The sequence below is a fragment of the Nocardioides sp. Root682 genome (assembly GCF_001427795.1).
Lineage (GTDB): Bacteria > Actinomycetota > Actinomycetes > Propionibacteriales > Nocardioidaceae > Nocardioides.
In genome coordinates this window covers 1047181-1064926 of sequence record NZ_LMHJ01000001.1, presented here as the reverse complement: position 1 = coordinate 1064926, position 17746 = coordinate 1047181, and the positions used below count along the sequence as shown (strand labels likewise).

21 protein-coding genes and 1 tRNA gene are annotated in these 17746 nt (G+C 69.6%); 17 read left to right on the top strand and 5 right to left on the bottom strand.

Features of this window, described 5'->3' with window-relative positions; all coding sequences use genetic code 11:
* The first annotated feature begins 4 nt into the window (after positions 1 to 4).
* Positions 5 to 916 (top strand): NAD(+) diphosphatase, encoded by a 912-nt coding sequence (gene nudC / locus ASD84_RS04945; protein WP_056707216.1) that lies wholly within the window; start codon positions 5 to 7, stop codon positions 914 to 916.
* Positions 917 to 920: 4 nt separating this feature from the next.
* Here nudC and ASD84_RS04940 read toward each other — a convergent pair whose 3' ends face one another.
* The gene (locus tag ASD84_RS04940; RefSeq protein ID WP_056707214.1) at positions 921 to 1166 is read right to left on the bottom strand and encodes a mycoredoxin; all 246 of its coding nucleotides are present in this window, start codon (positions 1164 to 1166) and stop codon (positions 921 to 923) included.
* A gap of 88 nt (positions 1167 to 1254) precedes the next feature.
* Between ASD84_RS04940 and ASD84_RS04935 the strand changes: the two genes are divergently transcribed.
* The 5 genes from ASD84_RS04935 (at position 1255) to ASD84_RS25425 (ending at position 4654) form a co-directional block, all read left to right on the top strand.
* The gene (locus tag ASD84_RS04935; RefSeq protein WP_056707212.1) at positions 1255 to 3339 is read left to right on the top strand and encodes an ATP-dependent DNA helicase UvrD2; all 2085 of its coding nucleotides are present in this window, start codon (positions 1255 to 1257) and stop codon (positions 3337 to 3339) included.
* Between the two features lie 125 nt (positions 3340 to 3464).
* Entirely contained in the window at positions 3465 to 3716 is a 252-nt protein-coding gene (locus ASD84_RS04930; protein ID WP_056707210.1) for a hypothetical protein, read from the top strand.
* Positions 3717 to 3869: 153 nt separating this feature from the next.
* Positions 3870 to 4136 (top strand): WhiB family transcriptional regulator, encoded by a 267-nt coding sequence (locus tag ASD84_RS04925; RefSeq protein ID WP_056707208.1) that lies wholly within the window; start codon positions 3870 to 3872, stop codon positions 4134 to 4136.
* A gap of 61 nt (positions 4137 to 4197) precedes the next feature.
* Positions 4198 to 4356, top strand: coding sequence for a hypothetical protein (locus ASD84_RS25290; RefSeq protein ID WP_162251469.1), 159 nt, complete (start codon positions 4198 to 4200; stop codon positions 4354 to 4356).
* A gap of 133 nt (positions 4357 to 4489) precedes the next feature.
* Entirely contained in the window at positions 4490 to 4654 is a 165-nt protein-coding gene (locus ASD84_RS25425) for a hypothetical protein (RefSeq protein WP_200954425.1), read from the top strand.
* Positions 4655 to 4666: 12 nt separating this feature from the next.
* Here the strand turns inward: ASD84_RS25425 and ASD84_RS04920 are convergent, their stop codons facing one another.
* Positions 4667 to 5569 (bottom strand): hypothetical protein, encoded by a 903-nt coding sequence (locus ASD84_RS04920; RefSeq protein ID WP_056707206.1) that lies wholly within the window; start codon positions 5567 to 5569, stop codon positions 4667 to 4669.
* 149 nt (positions 5570 to 5718) lie between these two features.
* The gene (locus tag ASD84_RS25420) at positions 5719 to 5877 is read right to left on the bottom strand and encodes a DUF5679 domain-containing protein (RefSeq protein WP_168618186.1); all 159 of its coding nucleotides are present in this window, start codon (positions 5875 to 5877) and stop codon (positions 5719 to 5721) included.
* Between the two features lie 139 nt (positions 5878 to 6016).
* On the opposite strand from ASD84_RS25420, the gene ASD84_RS04915 reads away from it, so the two are divergent.
* The 3 genes from ASD84_RS04915 (at position 6017) to ASD84_RS04905 (ending at position 8847) form a co-directional block, all read left to right on the top strand.
* Complete coding sequence (locus ASD84_RS04915; protein ID WP_056707204.1) at positions 6017 to 6838, top strand: enoyl-CoA hydratase/isomerase family protein; 822 nt, start codon at positions 6017 to 6019, stop codon at positions 6836 to 6838.
* 350 nt (positions 6839 to 7188) lie between these two features.
* Positions 7189 to 8268, top strand: coding sequence for a PHP domain-containing protein (locus ASD84_RS04910; protein ID WP_321164008.1), 1080 nt, complete (start codon positions 7189 to 7191; stop codon positions 8266 to 8268).
* A 9-nt stretch (positions 8269 to 8277) separates the two neighbouring features.
* A complete protein-coding gene (locus tag ASD84_RS04905; protein ID WP_056707199.1) occupies positions 8278 to 8847 on the top strand; it encodes a M48 family metallopeptidase in 570 nt (189 codons plus the stop codon).
* On the opposite strand, the gene ASD84_RS04900 is transcribed toward ASD84_RS04905, so the two are convergent.
* Both ASD84_RS04900 and ASD84_RS04895 read right to left on the bottom strand, forming a co-directional pair.
* A complete protein-coding gene (locus ASD84_RS04900) occupies positions 8844 to 9386 on the bottom strand; it encodes an NUDIX hydrolase (protein WP_056707198.1) in 543 nt (180 codons plus the stop codon). The two genes, ASD84_RS04905 and ASD84_RS04900, sit on opposite strands and share 4 nt — an antisense overlap.
* A complete protein-coding gene (locus tag ASD84_RS04895; RefSeq protein ID WP_056707195.1) occupies positions 9383 to 10744 on the bottom strand; it encodes a zinc-dependent metalloprotease in 1362 nt (453 codons plus the stop codon). Before ASD84_RS04895 ends, ASD84_RS04900 begins: the two co-directional genes overlap by 4 nt.
* Positions 10745 to 10840: 96 nt before the next feature.
* Here ASD84_RS04895 and ASD84_RS04890 point away from each other — a divergent pair, with 96 nt between their 5' ends.
* The 8 genes from ASD84_RS04890 to ASD84_RS04855 all read left to right on the top strand — a co-directional run bounded on the left by ASD84_RS04890 (position 10841) and on the right by ASD84_RS04855 (position 17465).
* Positions 10841 to 11269 carry a molybdenum cofactor biosynthesis protein MoaE gene (locus tag ASD84_RS04890; protein ID WP_056707193.1) on the top strand — a complete coding sequence of 143 codons (429 nt, stop codon included), beginning with the start codon at positions 10841 to 10843 and terminating at the stop codon, positions 11267 to 11269.
* A gap of 50 nt (positions 11270 to 11319) precedes the next feature.
* The gene (locus ASD84_RS04885; protein ID WP_056707191.1) at positions 11320 to 11658 is read left to right on the top strand and encodes a hypothetical protein; all 339 of its coding nucleotides are present in this window, start codon (positions 11320 to 11322) and stop codon (positions 11656 to 11658) included.
* Between the two features lie 27 nt (positions 11659 to 11685).
* Positions 11686 to 12723 (top strand): PDZ domain-containing protein, encoded by a 1038-nt coding sequence (locus tag ASD84_RS04880; RefSeq protein WP_056707189.1) that lies wholly within the window; start codon positions 11686 to 11688, stop codon positions 12721 to 12723.
* Between the two features lie 47 nt (positions 12724 to 12770).
* Positions 12771 to 13331: a PPA1309 family protein gene (locus tag ASD84_RS04875; protein ID WP_056707187.1), complete on the top strand. Its 561-nt coding sequence runs from the start codon at positions 12771 to 12773 to the stop codon at positions 13329 to 13331.
* The gene (locus ASD84_RS04870) at positions 13324 to 16260 is read left to right on the top strand and encodes a UPF0182 family protein (RefSeq protein WP_056707185.1); all 2937 of its coding nucleotides are present in this window, start codon (positions 13324 to 13326) and stop codon (positions 16258 to 16260) included. Before ASD84_RS04875 ends, ASD84_RS04870 begins: the two co-directional genes overlap by 8 nt.
* Positions 16257 to 16676, top strand: coding sequence for a limonene-1,2-epoxide hydrolase family protein (locus ASD84_RS04865; protein ID WP_156391585.1), 420 nt, complete (start codon positions 16257 to 16259; stop codon positions 16674 to 16676). The genes ASD84_RS04870 and ASD84_RS04865 overlap by 4 nt, the downstream gene beginning before the upstream one ends.
* Before the next feature lie 31 nt (positions 16677 to 16707).
* Positions 16708 to 17334 carry a trimeric intracellular cation channel family protein gene (locus ASD84_RS04860; RefSeq protein ID WP_056707183.1) on the top strand — a complete coding sequence of 209 codons (627 nt, stop codon included), beginning with the start codon at positions 16708 to 16710 and terminating at the stop codon, positions 17332 to 17334.
* Positions 17335 to 17391: 57 nt separating this feature from the next.
* A tRNA-Met gene (locus ASD84_RS04855) sits at positions 17392 to 17465 on the top strand.
* Positions 17466 to 17746 lie beyond the last annotated feature (281 nt).

The following is a 17746-nucleotide window of genomic DNA, read 5'->3' as shown; positions in this document are numbered from 1 at the left end:
AGGTGTGACTTTTCCGCATCTGGCGCTCGCCGCCGACGCTCACGAACGCCACGGCCTGCACCGCAACGACGAGGCCTGGCTGGCCGACAGGTGGGCTGATCCCGACAGCCGTGTCCTGGTGGTCGCCGGCACCCGGGTCCGTCCGGGGCCGGACGGACTGGAGTGGGTTTCCGCCGCTGACGCGCCGGACGGCGTACGTGTGTTGCTGGGGGAGCGCGACGGGGCGACCTGGTGGGCGGTGATCGCCTCGGGCGACCTGGCCCGTGCGGAGGGCGAGACGTGGCTGCCGCTGCGTGGGCTGCTGCCGTTCCTGTCCGGGGACGCCATCCGGCAGGCACCCCTGGTGTTCCACGCACTCGGCCTGGCCGAGTGGCACTGGGCGCACCGGTTCTGCCCCCGCTGTGGTGGCACCCTCTCGCCGCGGTCCGCCGGGCACGAGCTGATGTGCGACGACTGCGGAAAGCCGCAGTTCCCGCGGTCGGACCCGGCCGTGATCATGCTGGTCGCGGCGGGCGAGCCGGGCAGCGACGACGAGCGGTGCCTGCTGGGCCGGGGCGCGGCGTGGCCGGAGGGCCGGTTCTCCACGCTCGCCGGGTTCTGTGAGCCCGGGGAGAGCCTGGAGGACGCCGTACGACGCGAGGTGCTGGAGGAGACCGGTGTCGAGGTCGGCGAGGTGACCTACTTCGGCAACCAGCCGTGGCCGCTGCCGTCGAGCCTGATGCTGGGATTCCACGGCCGGGCGACCTCGGAGGCGATCCGGCTCGAGGACGACGACGTCGAGGAAGCCCGCTGGTTCACCCGCGCCCAGATGCGCGCCTGCGCCGAGGACGGGTCGCTCGTGCTGCCCGGTGGCGTCTCCATCAGCCGGTCGCTGATCGAGGACTGGTACGGCGGTGCGCTCCCGGGGAGCTGGTAGGAGCTCAGACGAGGGTGGCGAGCTTGGCCTTGACCTGGGCGACGCTGGGGTTGGTCTGCGCGCTGCCGTCGGCGTACACGAGGGTGGGCACGGTCTGGTTGCCGTTGTTGGCGGACTCGACGATCGCCGCTGCTTCGGGGTGCTGCTCGATGTCGACGACGTCGAAGCTGATGCCCTCGCGGTCGAGCTGGCCCTTGAGCCGGTGGCAGTATCCACACCAGGGCGTGCTGTACATCGTGAATGAACTCATCGAGCTGTCCTCGTCGGGAAGTGTCGTTGCTGGCGTCTAGGGTCTGATCTCCAACCCAACCACGCGTGCGAAGGAGATGTTCCCCCGGATGTCGCAGGTGTCCTCGTCGATCGAACAGCTCCTCTCTGCGCTCGACCCCGAGCAGCGTGAAGTGGCCGAGACGCTGCGGGGCCCGATGCGGGTGCTGGCCGGCGCGGGCACGGGCAAGACCCGGGCGATCACCCACCGGATCGCCCACGGCGTCCAGGCGGGGGTCTACGCGCCCTCCGAGGTGCTCGCCGTCACCTTCACCACGCGCGCGGCCGGCGAGCTGCGCCAGCGGCTCCGCGTGCTCGGCGCCCCCGGAGTCCAGGCACGCACGTTCCACAGCGCCGCGTTGCGCCAGCTGCGGTACTTCTGGCCACACGTCCACGGCACCGAGCTGCCCGTCCTGACCGAGTCGAAGATCGCGATGATCGCCGGCGCCTGCCGCAACATCGGCGTCCGCGGCGACCAGGCGCTGCTGCGCGACCTCGCCTCGGAGATCGAGTGGGCCAAGGTCAGCAACGTCGGGTCCGACGTCTATGCGCGGATCGCGCCGACCAAGGGCCGCAGCATCGACGGCCACACCCCTGCCGACATCGCCCGCGTCTTCGCGGCCTACGAGGACGTCAAGCGCGACCAGGGCCGGATGGACATGGAGGACGTGCTGCTGCTGACGGCCGGTGTGCTCGCCAGTGACGAGCGGGTCGCGGCCCAGGTCCGCCGTCAGTACAAGTGGTTCGTCGTCGACGAGTTCCAGGACGTCTCGCCGCTCCAGTCGGCCCTGCTCGACCTGTGGCTCGGTGGTCGCGACGAGCTGTGCGTCGTCGGAGACCCGGCCCAGACGATCTACTCCTTCGCCGGCGCCGATGCGACCTACCTGCGCGAGTTCCCGAAGCGCTACGCCGGCACCACCTCGATCGAGCTGGTCCGCAACTACCGCTCGACGCCGGAGATCGTCGAGGTCGCCAACAAGCTGCTCGCCGGCACCCCCAGCGCCGGCGTCGACCTGCGCTCGCAGCAGGGCGCCGGATCCGCGATCCGCTACGTCGGTGAGCCCGACGAGGTCGCCGAGGCGGCCAGCGTCGCGGACCGGATCGCGAAGCTGCACCGTGCCGGGACGTCGTACGGCGAGATGGCGGTGCTGTTCCGCATCAACGCACAGTCGGAGACGTTCGAGGACGCCCTCACCGACCGCGGCATCCCCTACGTCGTGCGCGGTGCCGCCCGCTTCTTCGACCGTCGTGAGGTACGCGAGGCCGTGACCCGGCTCCGGGGAGCCGCGCGGTCCGGTGAAGCCGATTCCGGACCCTGGCTCGACATCGTCAAGGCGGTGCTGGCGTCGATGGGCTGGACGGCCGCGCCGCCGACGAGCAGGGGGCAGGTCCGCGACCGCTGGGAGTCGTTCCAGGCGCTGGTGGACCAGTCCGAGGAGTTCTCGACCGAGCAGGGCATCGAGGCGTCGATGACCACCTTCGTGGCCGACCTCGAGCGGCGCGCGAGCGAGCAGCACGCGCCGACCGCCGACGGTGTCACGCTCGCGACCTTCCACGCCGCGAAGGGCCTGGAGTGGGACGCGGTCTTCTGCTGCGGGGTCCAGGACGGCACGCTGCCGTTCGTCTACGCCAGCCAGGAGGGTGCGCCGCCCGGTGCGGTGGAGGAGGAGCGGCGTCTGCTCTACGTCGGGATGACCCGTGCGCGTCAGGAGCTGATGGTGTCGTGGGCAGCGGCCCGCAACCCCGGCCAGGCAGCGCGGCGCCAACCGTCGCGCTTCCTCGTGCCGATGCTGCCCGAGGCGCAACGGCCGCAGGCGAACCGTCGGGCCACCAAGGTGGCGCGGTGCCGCGAGTGTCTCCAGCCGTTGGCGAGCGCCGCGGAGAAGAAGCGCGGGCGGTGCTCCCACCACCCGATGCGCTACGACGAGGCGCTCTTCGAGCGGCTCAAGGCCTGGCGCCTCGAGACTGCGCGCGAGAGCGGTGAGGACGGCAAGCCGCTGCCGGCGTACGTCGTGTTCACCAACGCCACGCTGGAGCTGATCGCCGAGCACAAGCCGACCACCCTGAAGGCGCTTGCAGGCATCAGCGGGGTCGGCGAGATGAAGATTGAGCGGTATGGCGAGGCAGTTCTCGCGGTTGTTTCAGAAAATCATTGAAAAAACCCGATAAATGATTTGCGCGCCCTGATACACGGCCATTACGGTCGTCAGACAACATCCGTTGCGCATCAGAGCCCTGGCACGGCTCGCGCTCTCAAGGCACCGAAGGAGGTGGCGAAATCATGAAGAACCTCACGATCATTCCGATCCCCAGGGCGACCTGGCAGCTCACGCTGTCCGCTCTCGACTGCGCCACCTCTGCTCCGACGGCACCGAACGCTGCTTTTGCTCCGTTCAGCGCCGCCGTTGACGCCGTGGCCACCGACTTCACGGCCGTCCCGGCCGTCAAGCGGGAGCGCGCCCTCACCGGCATGGGACACCGCGGCAATGCCGTGTACGTCTCCGGTTTCCAAGCCTGGAACCCACCGATCTGACCTGAGAATCAGAACGGCAGCCTCCAGGCCGCGGAACCCGACAAGACCGGGATCCGCGGCCTTCGTGCTTCTCAGACCGAGAACGCGGAGTCGCAGATCCCCTCAAGGAAATCGACCAACGCGATCAGGTCATTGAAGAGGAGGTGAAAGCAGATGACGACCAGTGTTCTCGAGCCGACGCTGGACGAGCTGCTGCCGTGCCGGCTGAACGATGCGGAGCTGTGGTTCGCCGAGTCACCGTCGGACGTCGAGTCCGCAAAGGCGCTGTGCCTGGACTGCCCTGTCCAGCAGCTGTGCCTGTCCGGCGCCCAGGAGCGGCGTGAGCCGTGGGGCGTCTGGGGCGGCGAGTTGTTCCTCGCCGGCGTGGTGATCCCGCGCAAGCGTCCCCGGGGACGTCCCCGCAAGGACGCCGCGGCGTAGTCCACACCCGCACCACCAACACCCACAGACCACTCAGAACGGAAGTACCACCATGTTTCAGATGATGAACGAACAGTTGGCGCGTGAGCAGATGGTCACGCGCCTGGGAGAGGCGCAGCAGCTGCGCGTGGCCACTCGTGTGGTCCGCGCCCGGCGCTTGAGCCGCAAGGCCGAGCGCGCAGCGCAGCAGGCCCGTCTCGCCCTCGCTCGCGCTCTGTGATCAACCTGTGGGATTCCGCCACGAATCCCACGAGACACCTCCTCGGAGGACCCACCTGATCGCGGGTGAATCAGAAGGGGCCGGAACCGACCGATCGTCGGGTCCGGCCCCTTCGGCGTCCTACTCTGAACAGATGACCGTCACGTGCGACTTCTGCGGCCGGCGGGCCGAGGGTGCGGACGCGCCGTTGACGTGGACGACCGCAGTCGAGCGCGGTCGGGTCCGTCGCTACTGCGACGAGTGCTCGCGCGAGTACCTCCGCTCGATGGAGGCCAAGCTGGACAGCGAATGGTGGTAGGAGCGGGGCGGCTCACGGGAACTGGGTGATGGTGTCCCAGGCGCAGCCGCAGTCCGGGTGGCGTCCCCAGGCCACCCGCTCCGGCGGGTCGACTGGCCGGATGTCGATCGTCGCCGACCACGTGCTCGGCTCGTCGCCCTCGAGATAGCGCAGCAGGTCACGGACCGCCCAGGCCAGGGCGAGCTGGTCGAGCAGCGGATCCACGGGCGGGGGCCAGTCAGCAGCCGCGGAGGCTGCCTGCGACACCAGCAGCGGGCGCCGCGCGTCGTGGAGCGACTCGTGGGCGTCCACGCACCGCAGGCACGCGGTCAGGCCGGGCTGGACGAACGGTCCGACCCGGCGGCCGCTGGCCGCTCCGGTGACCAGCAGGTGGGGGACCGAGCCGCGGACCAACGGATCCAGCAGCGCCCGGTCGAGTGGTCCGGTCGTCACGACCAGGTGCGCGGCGGTGGTGATGTCGGCCGCACCCCCGGGAACCGGCTCGAGGTGACGCAGGCCGACCCGGTCCAGGAGCGGTTCGAGGACGACGGTGGTCGCGGGGTCTGCACGCACGGCGATCGTGGCTGCTGCGCGGCTGGCCCGGCGTCGTACGGCGTCGGGGCCGAACTGCGCGCGCAACGTGACCAGCGCCGGGTCCGGACACACTTCGGTGTCCGGCACCTCGACGAGGAGACCGGCCCGTGTGAGGCGGCCCAGCACGTCGGCGGCGGCGGCCGGAAGGGACTCGGCGTCCGAGATCCCGCCCGGGCGCGCGAGCGCGGTCAGCACGCGTCGTACGGCGGGATCGTCGGGCACCCGGAGTGCAGGCTCGTCCAGGCCGACCTGGAGGACACCGGGGGACCGCGCCATCACGGGCGTTCCGGGCCGCAGGGTCAGGTGGTGGGTGCCGGGAGTGAGCGTGTCGAGCTCGGACATGGCAGCAGGGTGCCATCGAACCGGCTGGGGCCGTGGCGCCCCTCCACAGGCAGGCCGAAGGCGGGGAAAACGAGACGCGGGCGACTCCACCGAAGTGGAGACGCCCGCGACATTCGGTCTGTCGGACTGCGTTAATCCAGAGGAGAAACTCAGGCCTTGCCGAGGATGCGGTTGAGGTTCGTCCCGCACTCGGGGCAGACGGCCTTGGCCATCCGGGTGCCCTTGTCGTTGACCTTGACCTCGCCACTCGCCTCGCGCTTGGCCTTGCACTTCACGCAGTAGAACTCGCCGCTCCAGGTCTCCGCCATGACGGCCTCCTTGCTCAATGTCGTTCGTTCGGTCGTCGCGACGGGGACCTTGGGGGAAGCCCGTCGGAGTTCGGAGACGCGCTCCAAACCTCCTTGACCCTACGGCACGCTGCCTCGCAGGCGCAGTAGCGTGCCCCGCATGTCTGAATTGGTCCCAAATTCTCCTGTTGCCCTTGATCTGGTCCATTTGCGCCTCGAGAGGCCCTCGGAGGGGGTCGCGCTGCTCGTCCTGGACCAGCCGGACCTCCGCAACGCGATGAGTGACGAGATGACGGCGTCGTGGGTCGCGGCGGTCGATCACCTCGCCGGCGACCCCTCGGTGCGGGTCGTCGTGGTGACCGGTGAGGGTCGCGCGTTCAGCTCGGGAGGGAACCTGGCGTGGTTGGCTTCCGAGCCCGACGCCGGTGTCGATGAGCTGCGCAGCCGGATGTTGCCGTTCTACCGGGCGTGGCTGTCGATCCGGAGGCTGGAGGTGCCGACGATCGCGGCGATCAACGGTCCGGCGATCGGGGCGGGTCTGTGCATGGCGCTGGCCTGCGACATCCGGTACGCCGCACGGGGGGCCCGGATGGGCGTGCCGTTCACCAAGCTGGGCATCCACCCGGGCATGGCGGGCACCTACCTGTTGCCGGACGTCGTCGGTCCTGCCGCCGCGCGCGACCTGTTCCTGACCGGGCGACTCGTGGACGCCGACGAGGCCCTCGGTCTGGGGCTGGTGTCGCGGGTGATGGAGCCGGACAGCTTCCGCGACGACGTGCTGGCCGTGGCGGCCGATGTGGCCGGGACGGCCCCGATCGCGGCGCGGCTCACCAAGCGGGCGTTGCAGCTGGGTCATGCGAGCATCGAGACCGCGCTGGAGTGGGAGGCGCTGGCGCAGCCGGTCACCCTGGCGACGGCCGACCTGCTGGAGGGGATCGCTGCCGCGCAGGAGAAGCGGGCGCCGGTGTTCGAGGGGCGCTAGCAATGGCCCGGTGAATTGGCGAGGACCCCGGATCCGCAGTGGATCCTCGCTTGCCTTCCCCTTGCGAGCGAGGACTGCGGCCCCGGGGGCCTCGTCTGGTGAGGACGCTAGGGACCCGGCCGACCGCGGTCAATCCGTACGGCGCGTTGCCTGTGGACAAGGTTGTGGACAAACCTGTGGATGAGTCGCGCTCCCCGTGGACGGACGCGAGAGATCAGTGAGTCGCCTGTGGATGACGTGGTGTGTTCGGAGACCCCGCGGGCGTCGTACAGCGGGGTGACCAGCCACGATGGACCCCACAGGTTCCTCCACTGCCTGTGGAGAAAAGAATGTTCGGGGAAGATGAGGCCGTGAGCGATCAGTACGACGGCACGCCGGTCGCGGCGCTGCGCCGGATCGCATTCCTGCTCGAGCGCGGGCGTGCCGACAGCTACAAGGTGAAGGCCTACCGGGGCGCTGCCGCGGCGATCCTGCCGCTCGCACCCGACGAGGTCGCGCAGCGCGCGGGGGCCGGAACGCTCACCCAGATCGCCGGCGTCGGCTCGAGCACGGCGCGCGTGATCGCCCAGGTCGTCGAGGGTCAGGTGCCCGACAAGCTCGCCGAGGCCGAACAGCAGTACGGCGGCCCGCTGACCCGGGACGGCGCCGGGACTGCTCTTCGCGCCGAGCTGCGCGGGGACCTGCACTCGCACTCGGACTGGTCCGACGGCGGTTCGCCGATCGAGGAGATGGCGATGACGGCCATCGAGATCGGTCACGACTACCTGGTGCTCACCGATCACTCGCCCCGCCTGAAGGTGGCCCGCGGGCTCTCCGCGGAGCGGCTGACCCGCCAGCTCGACGTCATCGCCGCGGTCAACGCCCATCTGGGAAACTCGGTGGTTGAGGTGCGAGTGGAGCGAGCCTCGAAACCCGGATTCCGGCTGCTGCGTGGCATCGAGGTCGACATCCTCGACGACGGCCGCCTGGACCAGACCGACCGGATGCTGGCGCGGCTCGACGTGCGCGTCGCGAGCGTCCACTCGAAGCTCCAGATGGACGCCGAGCAGATGACGCGGCGGATGGTCGCCGCCGTACGCAACCCGTTCACCAACGTCCTCGGGCACTGCACCGGGCGCCTGGTGACCGGCAACCGCGGGACCCGCGGGCAGTCACGGTTCGACGCACAGGCGGTGTTCGAGGCCTGCGCCGAGGAGGGCGTGGCGGTGGAGATCAACTCCCGGCCCGAGCGCCGCGACCCGCCGACGAAGCTGCTGGAGCTCGCGCGCGACATCGGGTGCGTGTTCTCGATCGACAGCGACGCCCACGCTCCCGGGCAGCTCGACTACCCGTTGCTGGGCTGCGAACGTGCCGAGGCCGCCGGGATCGACGCCGAGCGGATCGTCAACACGTGGCCTGTCGAGCGACTTCTCGAGTGGGCGGCGCCGTAGGGTCGGCACATGGGTGCGCGGAGCAAGCCCCGGGTGGAGGTACGACGGTCGGAGCGCCGCCGTCGGACGGTCTCTGCCTATCGGGACGGCGACAAGATCGTCGTGCTCGTGCCCAACAACCTGTCGGGCGCCGAGGAACGCGCGTGGGTGACCCGGATGGTCGCGCGGATCGAGCGCAAGGAGCTCAAGTCCGCCGTTCCCCGGGGATGGAACGACGAGGACCTGATGGAGCGCGCGCGGGCGCTCAGTGACGACTACCTCGGCGGTCTCGCGGTGCCGGAGTCGGTGCGCTGGGTGGGCAACCAGCGGGCGCGATGGGGCTCGTGCACGCCGCGCGACCGCACGATCCGGTTGTCCGAGCGGCTCCAGCGGATGCCGGAGTGGGTGGTCGACTACGTGATCGTGCACGAGCTGGCGCACCTGATCGAGCCGCAGCACGACGAGAAGTTCTGGGGCTGGGTGTCCAACTACCCGGCGGCTGACAAGGCCAAGGGATATCTCGCGGGGTGGTCGGACGCCGCCCGGATCTCGCGGCCGCCGTCGGAGGAGATCTTTCCGGCCGGGGAAGACGTGGACTAGCAGAGGAGGTCGCGGGCGCGGTGGATCAGGTCGGTCATGCTCGGCTCGAGCTCGGGCAGCCCGTCGATCGGCCACCAGCGCACCGCCAGTGACTCATCGCTCACGACCTCCTGCGCGTCCGGGCCGGCCAACGCTGCGTACCGCACGTCGAGGTGGCTGACCCCGCCGCGCGGATCGCAGAAGGGCACCACGTGCACGTCGAGCTGCAGCGGTACGGGGTGGATGTCGAGGTCGGCGATGCCGGACTCCTCACGGGCCTCCCGCAGCGCCACCGACGCCAGCGTCGCGTCGGCCTCCTCGGCATGCCCACCGAACGCGAACCAGCGGCCCGCCTTGCGGTGCAGGTTGAGCAGCACCCGGTCGCCGTCGGCGGCCAGCACGATCGTGCCCGCCGTCAGGTGGTCCGGGTACGACGACCGCCACATGCCGTCCGGCGTCGACTCGAGGTGCCGGACCAGTCGGCTGCGGAGGGCGTCCTGCTCCGGGCTCGGCGACACCCACTCCCGCAGGGTCGCGAGAGCGTCGGCGTGCAGCGTCACTCGGCCGGGTCCTCCGACGCCTCGGGGGAGTCGCCGTCGAGCAACTTGCGCAGCTCGGCATCGAAGTCGTCCTCGGACAGCTCCTCGGGCGCGGTGGCCTCGGCACGGAAGGACAACGGGTCGTCCAGGTCGGCAGCGGTCGGCAGCAGGTCGGGGTGCATCCAGACGCCGTCACGGGCCTCCTCGCCGGCGCGGGTGCGCAGGCCGCCCCAGAGGGTCGACGCGTCGCGGAGCCGGCGGGGGCGCAGCTCCAGCCCGACGAGTGCCGCAAACGTCTGCTCCGCGGGGCCTCCGGCAGCCCGGCGGCGTCGTACGGCTTCACGGAGCTTGGTGGCCGCGGGCATCCGTTCGTGGGTGGCCTGGCCGACGACCTCGTCGACCCAGCCCTCGACGAGGGCGAGGGCGATCTCCAACCGGGAGAGCGCTGCGGTCTGCGCCGCGGTCTGCGGCGGGTCGAACAGTCCACCCTCCAGCAGGCCCTGGACGGACTCGAGGTTGGTCGGGTCGATCCCGCTGAGCTGCTCCTGGACCCGCTCCTGGATCTGCTGGGCGTTGATCTCCAGGCCGCGGGCGTAGTCGGTGACGGCACCGAGCAGGTGCTCGCGCAGCCACGGCACATGCGCGAACAGGCGCTGGTGAGCGGCCTCGCGCAGGGCGAGGTAGAGGATCACGTCGTCCTCGGACACGTCGAGTCCCTCGGCGAACGCACGCACGTTGCTCGTCACGAGTGCCGCCTTGCCCGGGGCGCCGAGCGGCAGGCCGATGTCGGACGCGGTCAGCACCTCGCCCGCGAGCGCGCCGAGGCCCTGCCCGATCTGCATCGCGAGCATGCCGCCCACGGCCTGGCCGATGATGCCGACCAGCGGGCCGGCCGCGGCCTTCATCTCCTCGGGCAGCCCGCTCGACAGGCTGGTCACGGACTTCGCGGCGACGGGCTCCACGAGCACCTTCCACACCGGCTGGGTCTCGACGAGCCACTCGGCACGGCTCCACGCGGCCGTCGTACTGACGCCGGAGGGGAACTGGGTGGCCGTGTCGAGCCAGTGGTCCGCCAGCCGGACCGCGTCGGACACGCGGTCGCTGTCGCGCTGGCCGGGGGAGGGATCGGGGTCGGCAGCGACGGCCTTGCGGGCCATGTCGTTGGCGGCGTTCCAGTTGAGCGGCCCGTCGTGGGGCTGCATCAAGGACTGGATCTGGGCCAGGAAGTCCATGCCGCCCGCGCCGCTGGGAAAGCCTGCCGGCATGCCGCCGGGGAACGCGCCGCCCAGGGCACCGAAGATCTGCTCGAACGGCGTGCCCTTGAACGGGTTCGGCTGGTCTGCGTCGTCCTGGCCCGGGTTGCCCGGATCGTTGCTCATGGTTCGAATTTACGCCGGTTCGCCAACCGGCGGTGTGGGGGAGACCCCTGAGTGGACCCCGGACCTGAGCCGACCCTCTCGTTCTAGAGTGCAGCCATGACCCACCCTGCGGTGCGCCTCGTCGCGATCTCGGACCAACCGCTCTCCGTGGTCGACGTGCTGGACAGCCTCGACGACCCCACAGCCGGCGGCCTGGTGCTCTTCGTCGGTCGCGTGCGCGACCACGACCACGGCCAGGGCGTCACCGGATTGTCCTACTCGGCGCACCCCAGCGCGCTGGACCGGTTGCACGCGGTGTGCGAACGCGTCGCCGAGGAGTACGACGTCACGGGGGTCGCGGCCGTGCACCGGGTCGGCGACCTGGCGATCGGCGACCTGGCGGTCGTGATCGCGACGACCTCGGGCCACCGCGGTTCGTCGTTCGAGGCCAGCCGGGCACTGATCGACACCCTCAAGGCCGAGGTCCCGATCTGGAAGCACCAGCTCTTCACCGACGGCTCGGACGAGTGGGTCGGATCGCCGTAGGGCCGCGTGTCCTGTCCGATCCTTGCGGACCCCCGACCTACGCTCGGCGGATGGAGATCCTGTTCTGGCTGGTACCCGCCGCCGTGGTGACCCTCGCCGCGATGGCGGGCGTCGGCTGGTGGGGCCGCGAGAGCAAGGGCGCGGTGAGCGATGCCGGCCGCGAGGCCGCCGCCCGCAAGCTCGGTGAGGCGTTGTCGCGCGAGCAGTCCTCGCGCCCCGGTTACGCCGTACCTCCGCGCACGCCGGACCGGGCTTCCGGTGTGGCCGTGCGGCCCTCCAAGGCGCGACCTGTGGTCATCCCGGGCACAGCGGACGAACCTTCGGCTGAGCCCGTTGAGCCCGCCGCGAACGCCGACGAGCAACCGACCAGCGACCGCCGCGCGTCCTGATTGGCACCGTCTGAGAAGGTAGGCGCCATGACCCAGCGCCTGATCGCCGTGTGCATCGCGGGACCGTTGGTGCTGATCCTGGGCGGCATCGCGCTCGCGATTCCCCTGCCCTATGCCTCCTACAGCCCGGGCCCCACGTTCGACGTGCTCGGCAAGGACGCCAACGAGGCCGAGCTGGTGCAGGTCGACGGGCACAAGGCCTACTACGACGACGGCCAGATCCGGTTCACGACCGTGGTCGCGTCGTCGTACGGGCAGAAGCTCTCGCTGGGCGACGCGCTGTCGCGCTGGCTGGACCGCGACAAGGCGGTCGTGCCGTACGACGTCGTCCACCCGCCGGACCAGTCCGCCGAGGACGAAGAGGCCGAGGGCGCCGTACAGATGACGACGTCGCAGGACGTGGCGAAGGCCATCGCGCTGAAGGAGCTCGGCATCGACATCCCCTCAGCGGTCCAGGTGGCGGCCGTGAGCGAGGGTGGTCCCGCCGAGGGCAAGCTGCTCGTCCACGACATCTTCCAGGAGGTCGACGGCACACCGGTCACCACCGGCGACGACGTGGTCAAGGCGGTGCGCAAGCACACCGACGACAGCAACGTCGAGTTCAAGATCCTGCGCGACAAGCGCGAGCTGAACGTGCGCGTGAAGCCCAAGCTGGAGGACGGCACGCCGCGGGTCGGGGTGTCGGTCGGGCTCGGCTACGACTTCCCCTTCAAGATCACGCTGCGCGTCGACCCGTCCGTCGGCGGGCCGAGCGCCGGGCTGATGTTCTCGCTGGCCATCTACGACACGTTGACCCCGGGATCGCTGACGGGCGGCGCCACCATCGCCGGCACCGGCGAGCTGCAGTCCGACGGGTCTGTCGGCCCGATCGGGGGCATCGAGCAGAAGATCGCCGGAGCCCAGGAGGCCGGCGCCCAGCTGTTCTTCGTGCCCAAGGACAACTGCGCCGACGTCAAGGACCTCGACCCCGACCTGCGCCTGGTCAAGGCGACCACGATGCACGAAGCGCGCCTGGCCCTCGAGACGTGGGTCGGCGACCACGACGCCGAGCTCCCGACCTGCTGACCACCACACGCCGAGACAACTCCGAGACGAAGCGACGAAGCGAGCACATGGACTACGAGCTGGATGTCGACCTGGCCCTCGCGGCCGCCGTACTGGAGGTCGAAGGCCACAACGCCCGCGCGGGCTGGGACCAGCCGGCGCGGCTGTACGCCCTGGTCGACACCAACCACATCGTCGAGCACGAGCCGGCGCTCGCGGCCCAGCTCGGACTGGACTCTCCGATGGAGCGCGGCTCGTTGACGCCGATCGAGCAGGACGAGCTGCCCGAGGGGCAGGAGCTCGAGGAGGTGCTGCCGGGCATCGTCTGGCCCGAGGTCATCGTCGGATGCGTCGCGGTCGTCGAGCGTCTGGTCCTGCCGCCTGCGGTGGACGGCCAGGTGCCCGCGGACCCGACCGCGGCACAAGAATTCGCCCGGGAGCACCCCGACGCCGAAGACGTCCGCATCGTCGCGGGGGTGACCCGGGCGGGCGCTTCCTACTGCGCGCTCCGGTTGCGCAGCGAGGACAACGACAGTGCAGTGATGGGTGGCACCGACCTGGTGCCGGCCCTGCTCGAACTCCTGCGTGGCACGCTGGAAGAAGAACCCATGGGTGGCAACGATGAGTGACCTGTTCGACGAAGAGCCCGACCGACCGGCGCCCGAGCGTCCCGGTCGCCGTGCCCGCGCGCTGGTGATCACCGGCGTGATCCTGGTCGTCGGCTTCTTCCTGCTGACCGCCTTCGCGTCGATCTACACCGACCGCCTCTGGTACCGCGAGGTCGGCTACGGCCAGGTGTTCAGCACGATGCTGTGGACCCGGGTGGGCCTGTTCCTCGTCTTCGGCGCGCTGATGGCGGCCGTCGTGGCGCTCAACATGCACCTCGCCTACCGGTTCCGCCCCCTGTTCCGGATGAGCGGGGGCGACGCGAGCGTCGAGCGCTACCGCGACGCCGTGACCCCGATCCGTGGCTGGCTGCTGGCCGGCGTGGCGCTGGTCGTCGGGATCTTCGCCGGCACCTCGGCCCTGGGCCAGTGGCGGACCTTCCTGCTGTGGCGCAACGCCGAGTCCTTCGGCCAGAAGGACACGTACTTCAAGAAGGACATCGGCTTCTACGTCTTCGAGCTCCCGTGGTGGAACTTCGTGATCGACTTCGCGATGGCGATCGCCGTCGTGGCGCTGATCGCGACCGCTGTCGTGCACTACCTGTACGGCGGTATCCGGCTGAACCAGCAGCACGACCGGCTCTCCGGTGCTGCCCAGGTGCAGTTCTCCGTGCTGCTCGGCTCGTTCGTGCTGGCCAAGTCGGTCGACTACTTCTACGACCGCTACGACCTGGTGACCGACGACCACCGCCTGTTCACCGGCATGAACTTCACCGCCGAGAACGCCGTGCTGCCCTCGCGCAACATCCTCGTCGCGGTGGCGCTGATCTGCGCCGTGCTGTTCTTCCTCAACATCTGGCGTCGCACGTGGCAGCTTCCGTCCGTCGGCCTGGCGCTGCTGGCGCTGTCGGCCGTGCTGCTCGGCATGATCTGGCCGGCCATCGTGCAGAACTTCCAGGTCAAGCCGTCGGAGGCCGACAAGGAGAACAGCTACATCCAGGCCAACATCGATGCCACGCGCGACGCGTACGGACTCAGTGGAGTCGACACCCAGGCGTTCCAGGGCATTCCTGACAATGCAACAGCTCGCAAGAACGGCGTCGAGGTCCTCAAGGAGCTCACCGACACCCCCGTCGTCGACCCGCTCCAGGTCCGCGAGACGTTCCAGCAGCGCCAGCAGGTTCGCTCGTACTACTCGGTGCCCCAGGTCCTCGATGTCGACCGCTACCAGATCGACGGCGAGGAAGTGCCCCTCGTCCTCGGTGTGCGCGAGCTCGACCAGTCCGGGATCAACGCCTCGGACCAGAACTGGTCAAACCTGCACACCGTCTACACGCACGGTGAGGGGCTCATCGCCGCCTACGCGAACCGAATCGCCCCCACCGACGAGGTCAACGGCCGGATCGTCTGGGCCGAGGGCATCGGAAGCGGCGCCAGCGGGCGCACTGACCTGACCCAGGCCGAGAAGTTCGAGACCCGCGTCTACTTCGGCGAGCAGAGCCCTGCGTACTCGATCGTGGGCAAGGCGAGCGGCAAGGCGGACAGCGTCGAACTGGGCCTGGCCGACACCGGGAACGATCCGGAGATCCAGCGCACGACGTACGACGGCAAGGGCGGAGTGAAGGTCGGCAGCACCTTCAACCAGCTGATGTACGCCATCAAGTTCGGTGAGCCGAACTTCCTTCTCTCGGGCCGGGTCAATGCCAACTCCAAGGTGCTCTACAACCGCGAGCCCGTCGAGCGGGTGGAGAAGGTCGCACCGTGGCTGACGGTCGACACCGACCCGTATCCCGCGGTCGTGAATGGCCGGATCCAATGGATCATTGACGGCTACACCACCACCGACAAGTACCCCAACGCGCAGCGTGACTCCTTCGACTCGATGATCGACGACTCCCTCCAGCAGGAGACCGGGCTGCAGACCCTGCCGACCGACGAGATCAACTACATGCGCTCGGCGGTCAAGGCGACCGTCGACGCCTACGACGGCACGGTCAAGCTCTACCAGTGGGACGAGAAGGACCCGATCCTCAAGACGTGGATGAAGGTGTTCCCGGACTCGGTCACGCCGAGGAGCGAGATCTCCGACGAGCTGATGGCGCACCTGCGCTACCCCGAGGACCTGTTCAAGGTGCAGCGCTACCAGCTCGCGCGCTATCACGTGACGGACGCCGGCGAGTTCTACTCGGGCAACAACCGGTGGGAGGTCCCGGAGGACCCGAACGCCGCACGTCAGGTGTTCCAGCCGCCGTACCGGCTGTTCACCTCAGGGGCCGCCGACAGCGCGGACAGCGACTGGTCCCTGACTTCGGTGTTCGTGCCTTATCGGAAGGGCACCCTCGCGTCGTACCTCGAGGTGAGTTCCGACGCGACCAAGGACGGATTCGGCGAGCTGCGGTTGCTGGAGATGACCGATCAGAACTCGCCCGGACCTGGCCAGGTCGTCAACGAGATGAAGCAGGACCCGGCCGTCGTCAACGAGTTGCGGAACCTCAACTCGCAGCGCGACACCCCACCCCGCTACGGCAACCTGCTCACCCTCCCGGTGGACGGCGGCCTGATCTACATCGAGCCTGTGTACGTGGTGCGGACCGCGGGCGCGTCCAGCTTCCCGATCCTGCAGTACGTGATCGTGAAGTACGGCGAGAACGTGGGTATCGCGGACACGCTCCCGAAGGCGCTCGGCAACGCGCTGGGAGTCAATCTCGAGACCGGCGAGCCGGATCCGGGTGCAACGCCGGAGCCGGGCGAGACACCCGAGCCGACGGGTTCGCTGGACGACCAGATCGCGCAGGCCCTGCGCGACGCCGACACCGCGTTCGAGGCTGCGAGCAAGGCGCAGGCTGCGAACAACACCGCTGAGTGGGTCAAGCAGCTCGGAATCGCCCAGGACAAGGTTGCCGAGGCCGTGAAGCTCGCCGACGAGCGTGACAAGCAGGCAGCGAAGCCGTGACCGCGGAGATCGTGGTCGTCGAAGCGTTCCTGGCTGCGCTGGGGGAGCTCGACGTCGAGGCGGCGCTCGCATTGTGCGCCGAGGAGATCGTCTACCAGAACGTGCCGCTGCCAGCGGCCCGCGGCCGCCGCGCGGTGGAGAAGCAGCTGAACACGATGGCCAGGGTCGGGACCGGGTTCGAGGTCCAGATGCGAAACATCGCCGCCAACGGCCCGGTCGTGCTGACCGAGCGGGTCGACGTACTCAGGCGCGGCTCGTTCGCGATGGACTTCTGGGTGTGTGGCACCTTCGAGGTCCGGGACGGCAAGATCGTCCTGTGGCGCGACTACTTCGACTGGCCGACCTTCCTCGCCGCGGGCGTGCGTGGGGCCGGTCGGGCAGTCCTCGGCGCCGTGACGCGCCGCACCGGTCGCTGACCGCCTCCCTGCTGGCGACCGGCGCGTCCTGATGCTGCTCACCCTCGACCTGATCGGCATCCTGGTCTTCGCGATCTCGGGTGGTCTGGTTGCGGTTCGCAACCAGCTCGACATCGTCGGAGTGATCGGGATAGCGGTGGCGACCGGGCTCGGCGGTGGTGTCATCCGCGACGTCGTGATCGGTGCGGTGCCGCCGCCGGCGCTGGCGGACTGGCGGTACCTCCTCGTACCCGTCGTGGGTGGTCTGGTGACCTTCTACTGGCACCCCGCCGTGGAGAGACTCGAGCGCGTCATCAACGTGTTCGACGCTTTCGGGCTCGGGTTGTTCTGCGTGGCCGGTGCCCTCAAGGCCCAGGAGTACGGCCTCGGCCCGGTGCCGTCAGCCGCGCTCGGCATGCTGACCGGCGTGGGCGGCGGCATCATCCGTGACCTGTTGGTGGGTCGGGTGCCCGTCATCTTCCGGTACCGCGAGCTGTACGCGATCCCTGCGCTCGCGGGAGCTGCGGTGGCCGCGACCGGGGTGGAGCTCGGTGTCGAGCCGGCGGTGATGATCGCGCCGGCGGCTGCCGTGACGATCGGCTGGCGCCTGCTCGCCATCAGGCGGGGCTGGGTCGCGCCCGTGCCTCGCGGACGGGATCAACCTCCGGTCGCGCGTTGAGCTGACCGACCCCGATTTGGCTGGTCGTGGCCCATCCACTAACGTTGTATTCACCGGCGCGGGGTGGAGCAGCTCGGTAGCTCGCTGGGCTCATAACCCAGAGGTCGCAGGTTCAAATCCTGCCCCCGCTACAAAGTGCATGACAGCAGGTCAGAGGCGGTTTTCGGAGTCATCCGGAAGCCGCCTCTGGCGTTGGTGAACGAGTCGAAGTCAGCAGGAAGTCAGCAGACCTCGCCTTCGAGTCGGCTGATGTGAGGTAGTCCGCTGCTCGTTGTGAGCGGCCCGGTGAGCGTTTTGGTCAGCCACTGTGGCCAGGGCCGGTTGGGTCTCTGGGCAACGGAGCGCTCGCCTCAACAGTGCTGCCGCGAGCATCAGGACCATCTGCCGGGCTCAGCGCTGGCAGATCCGGACG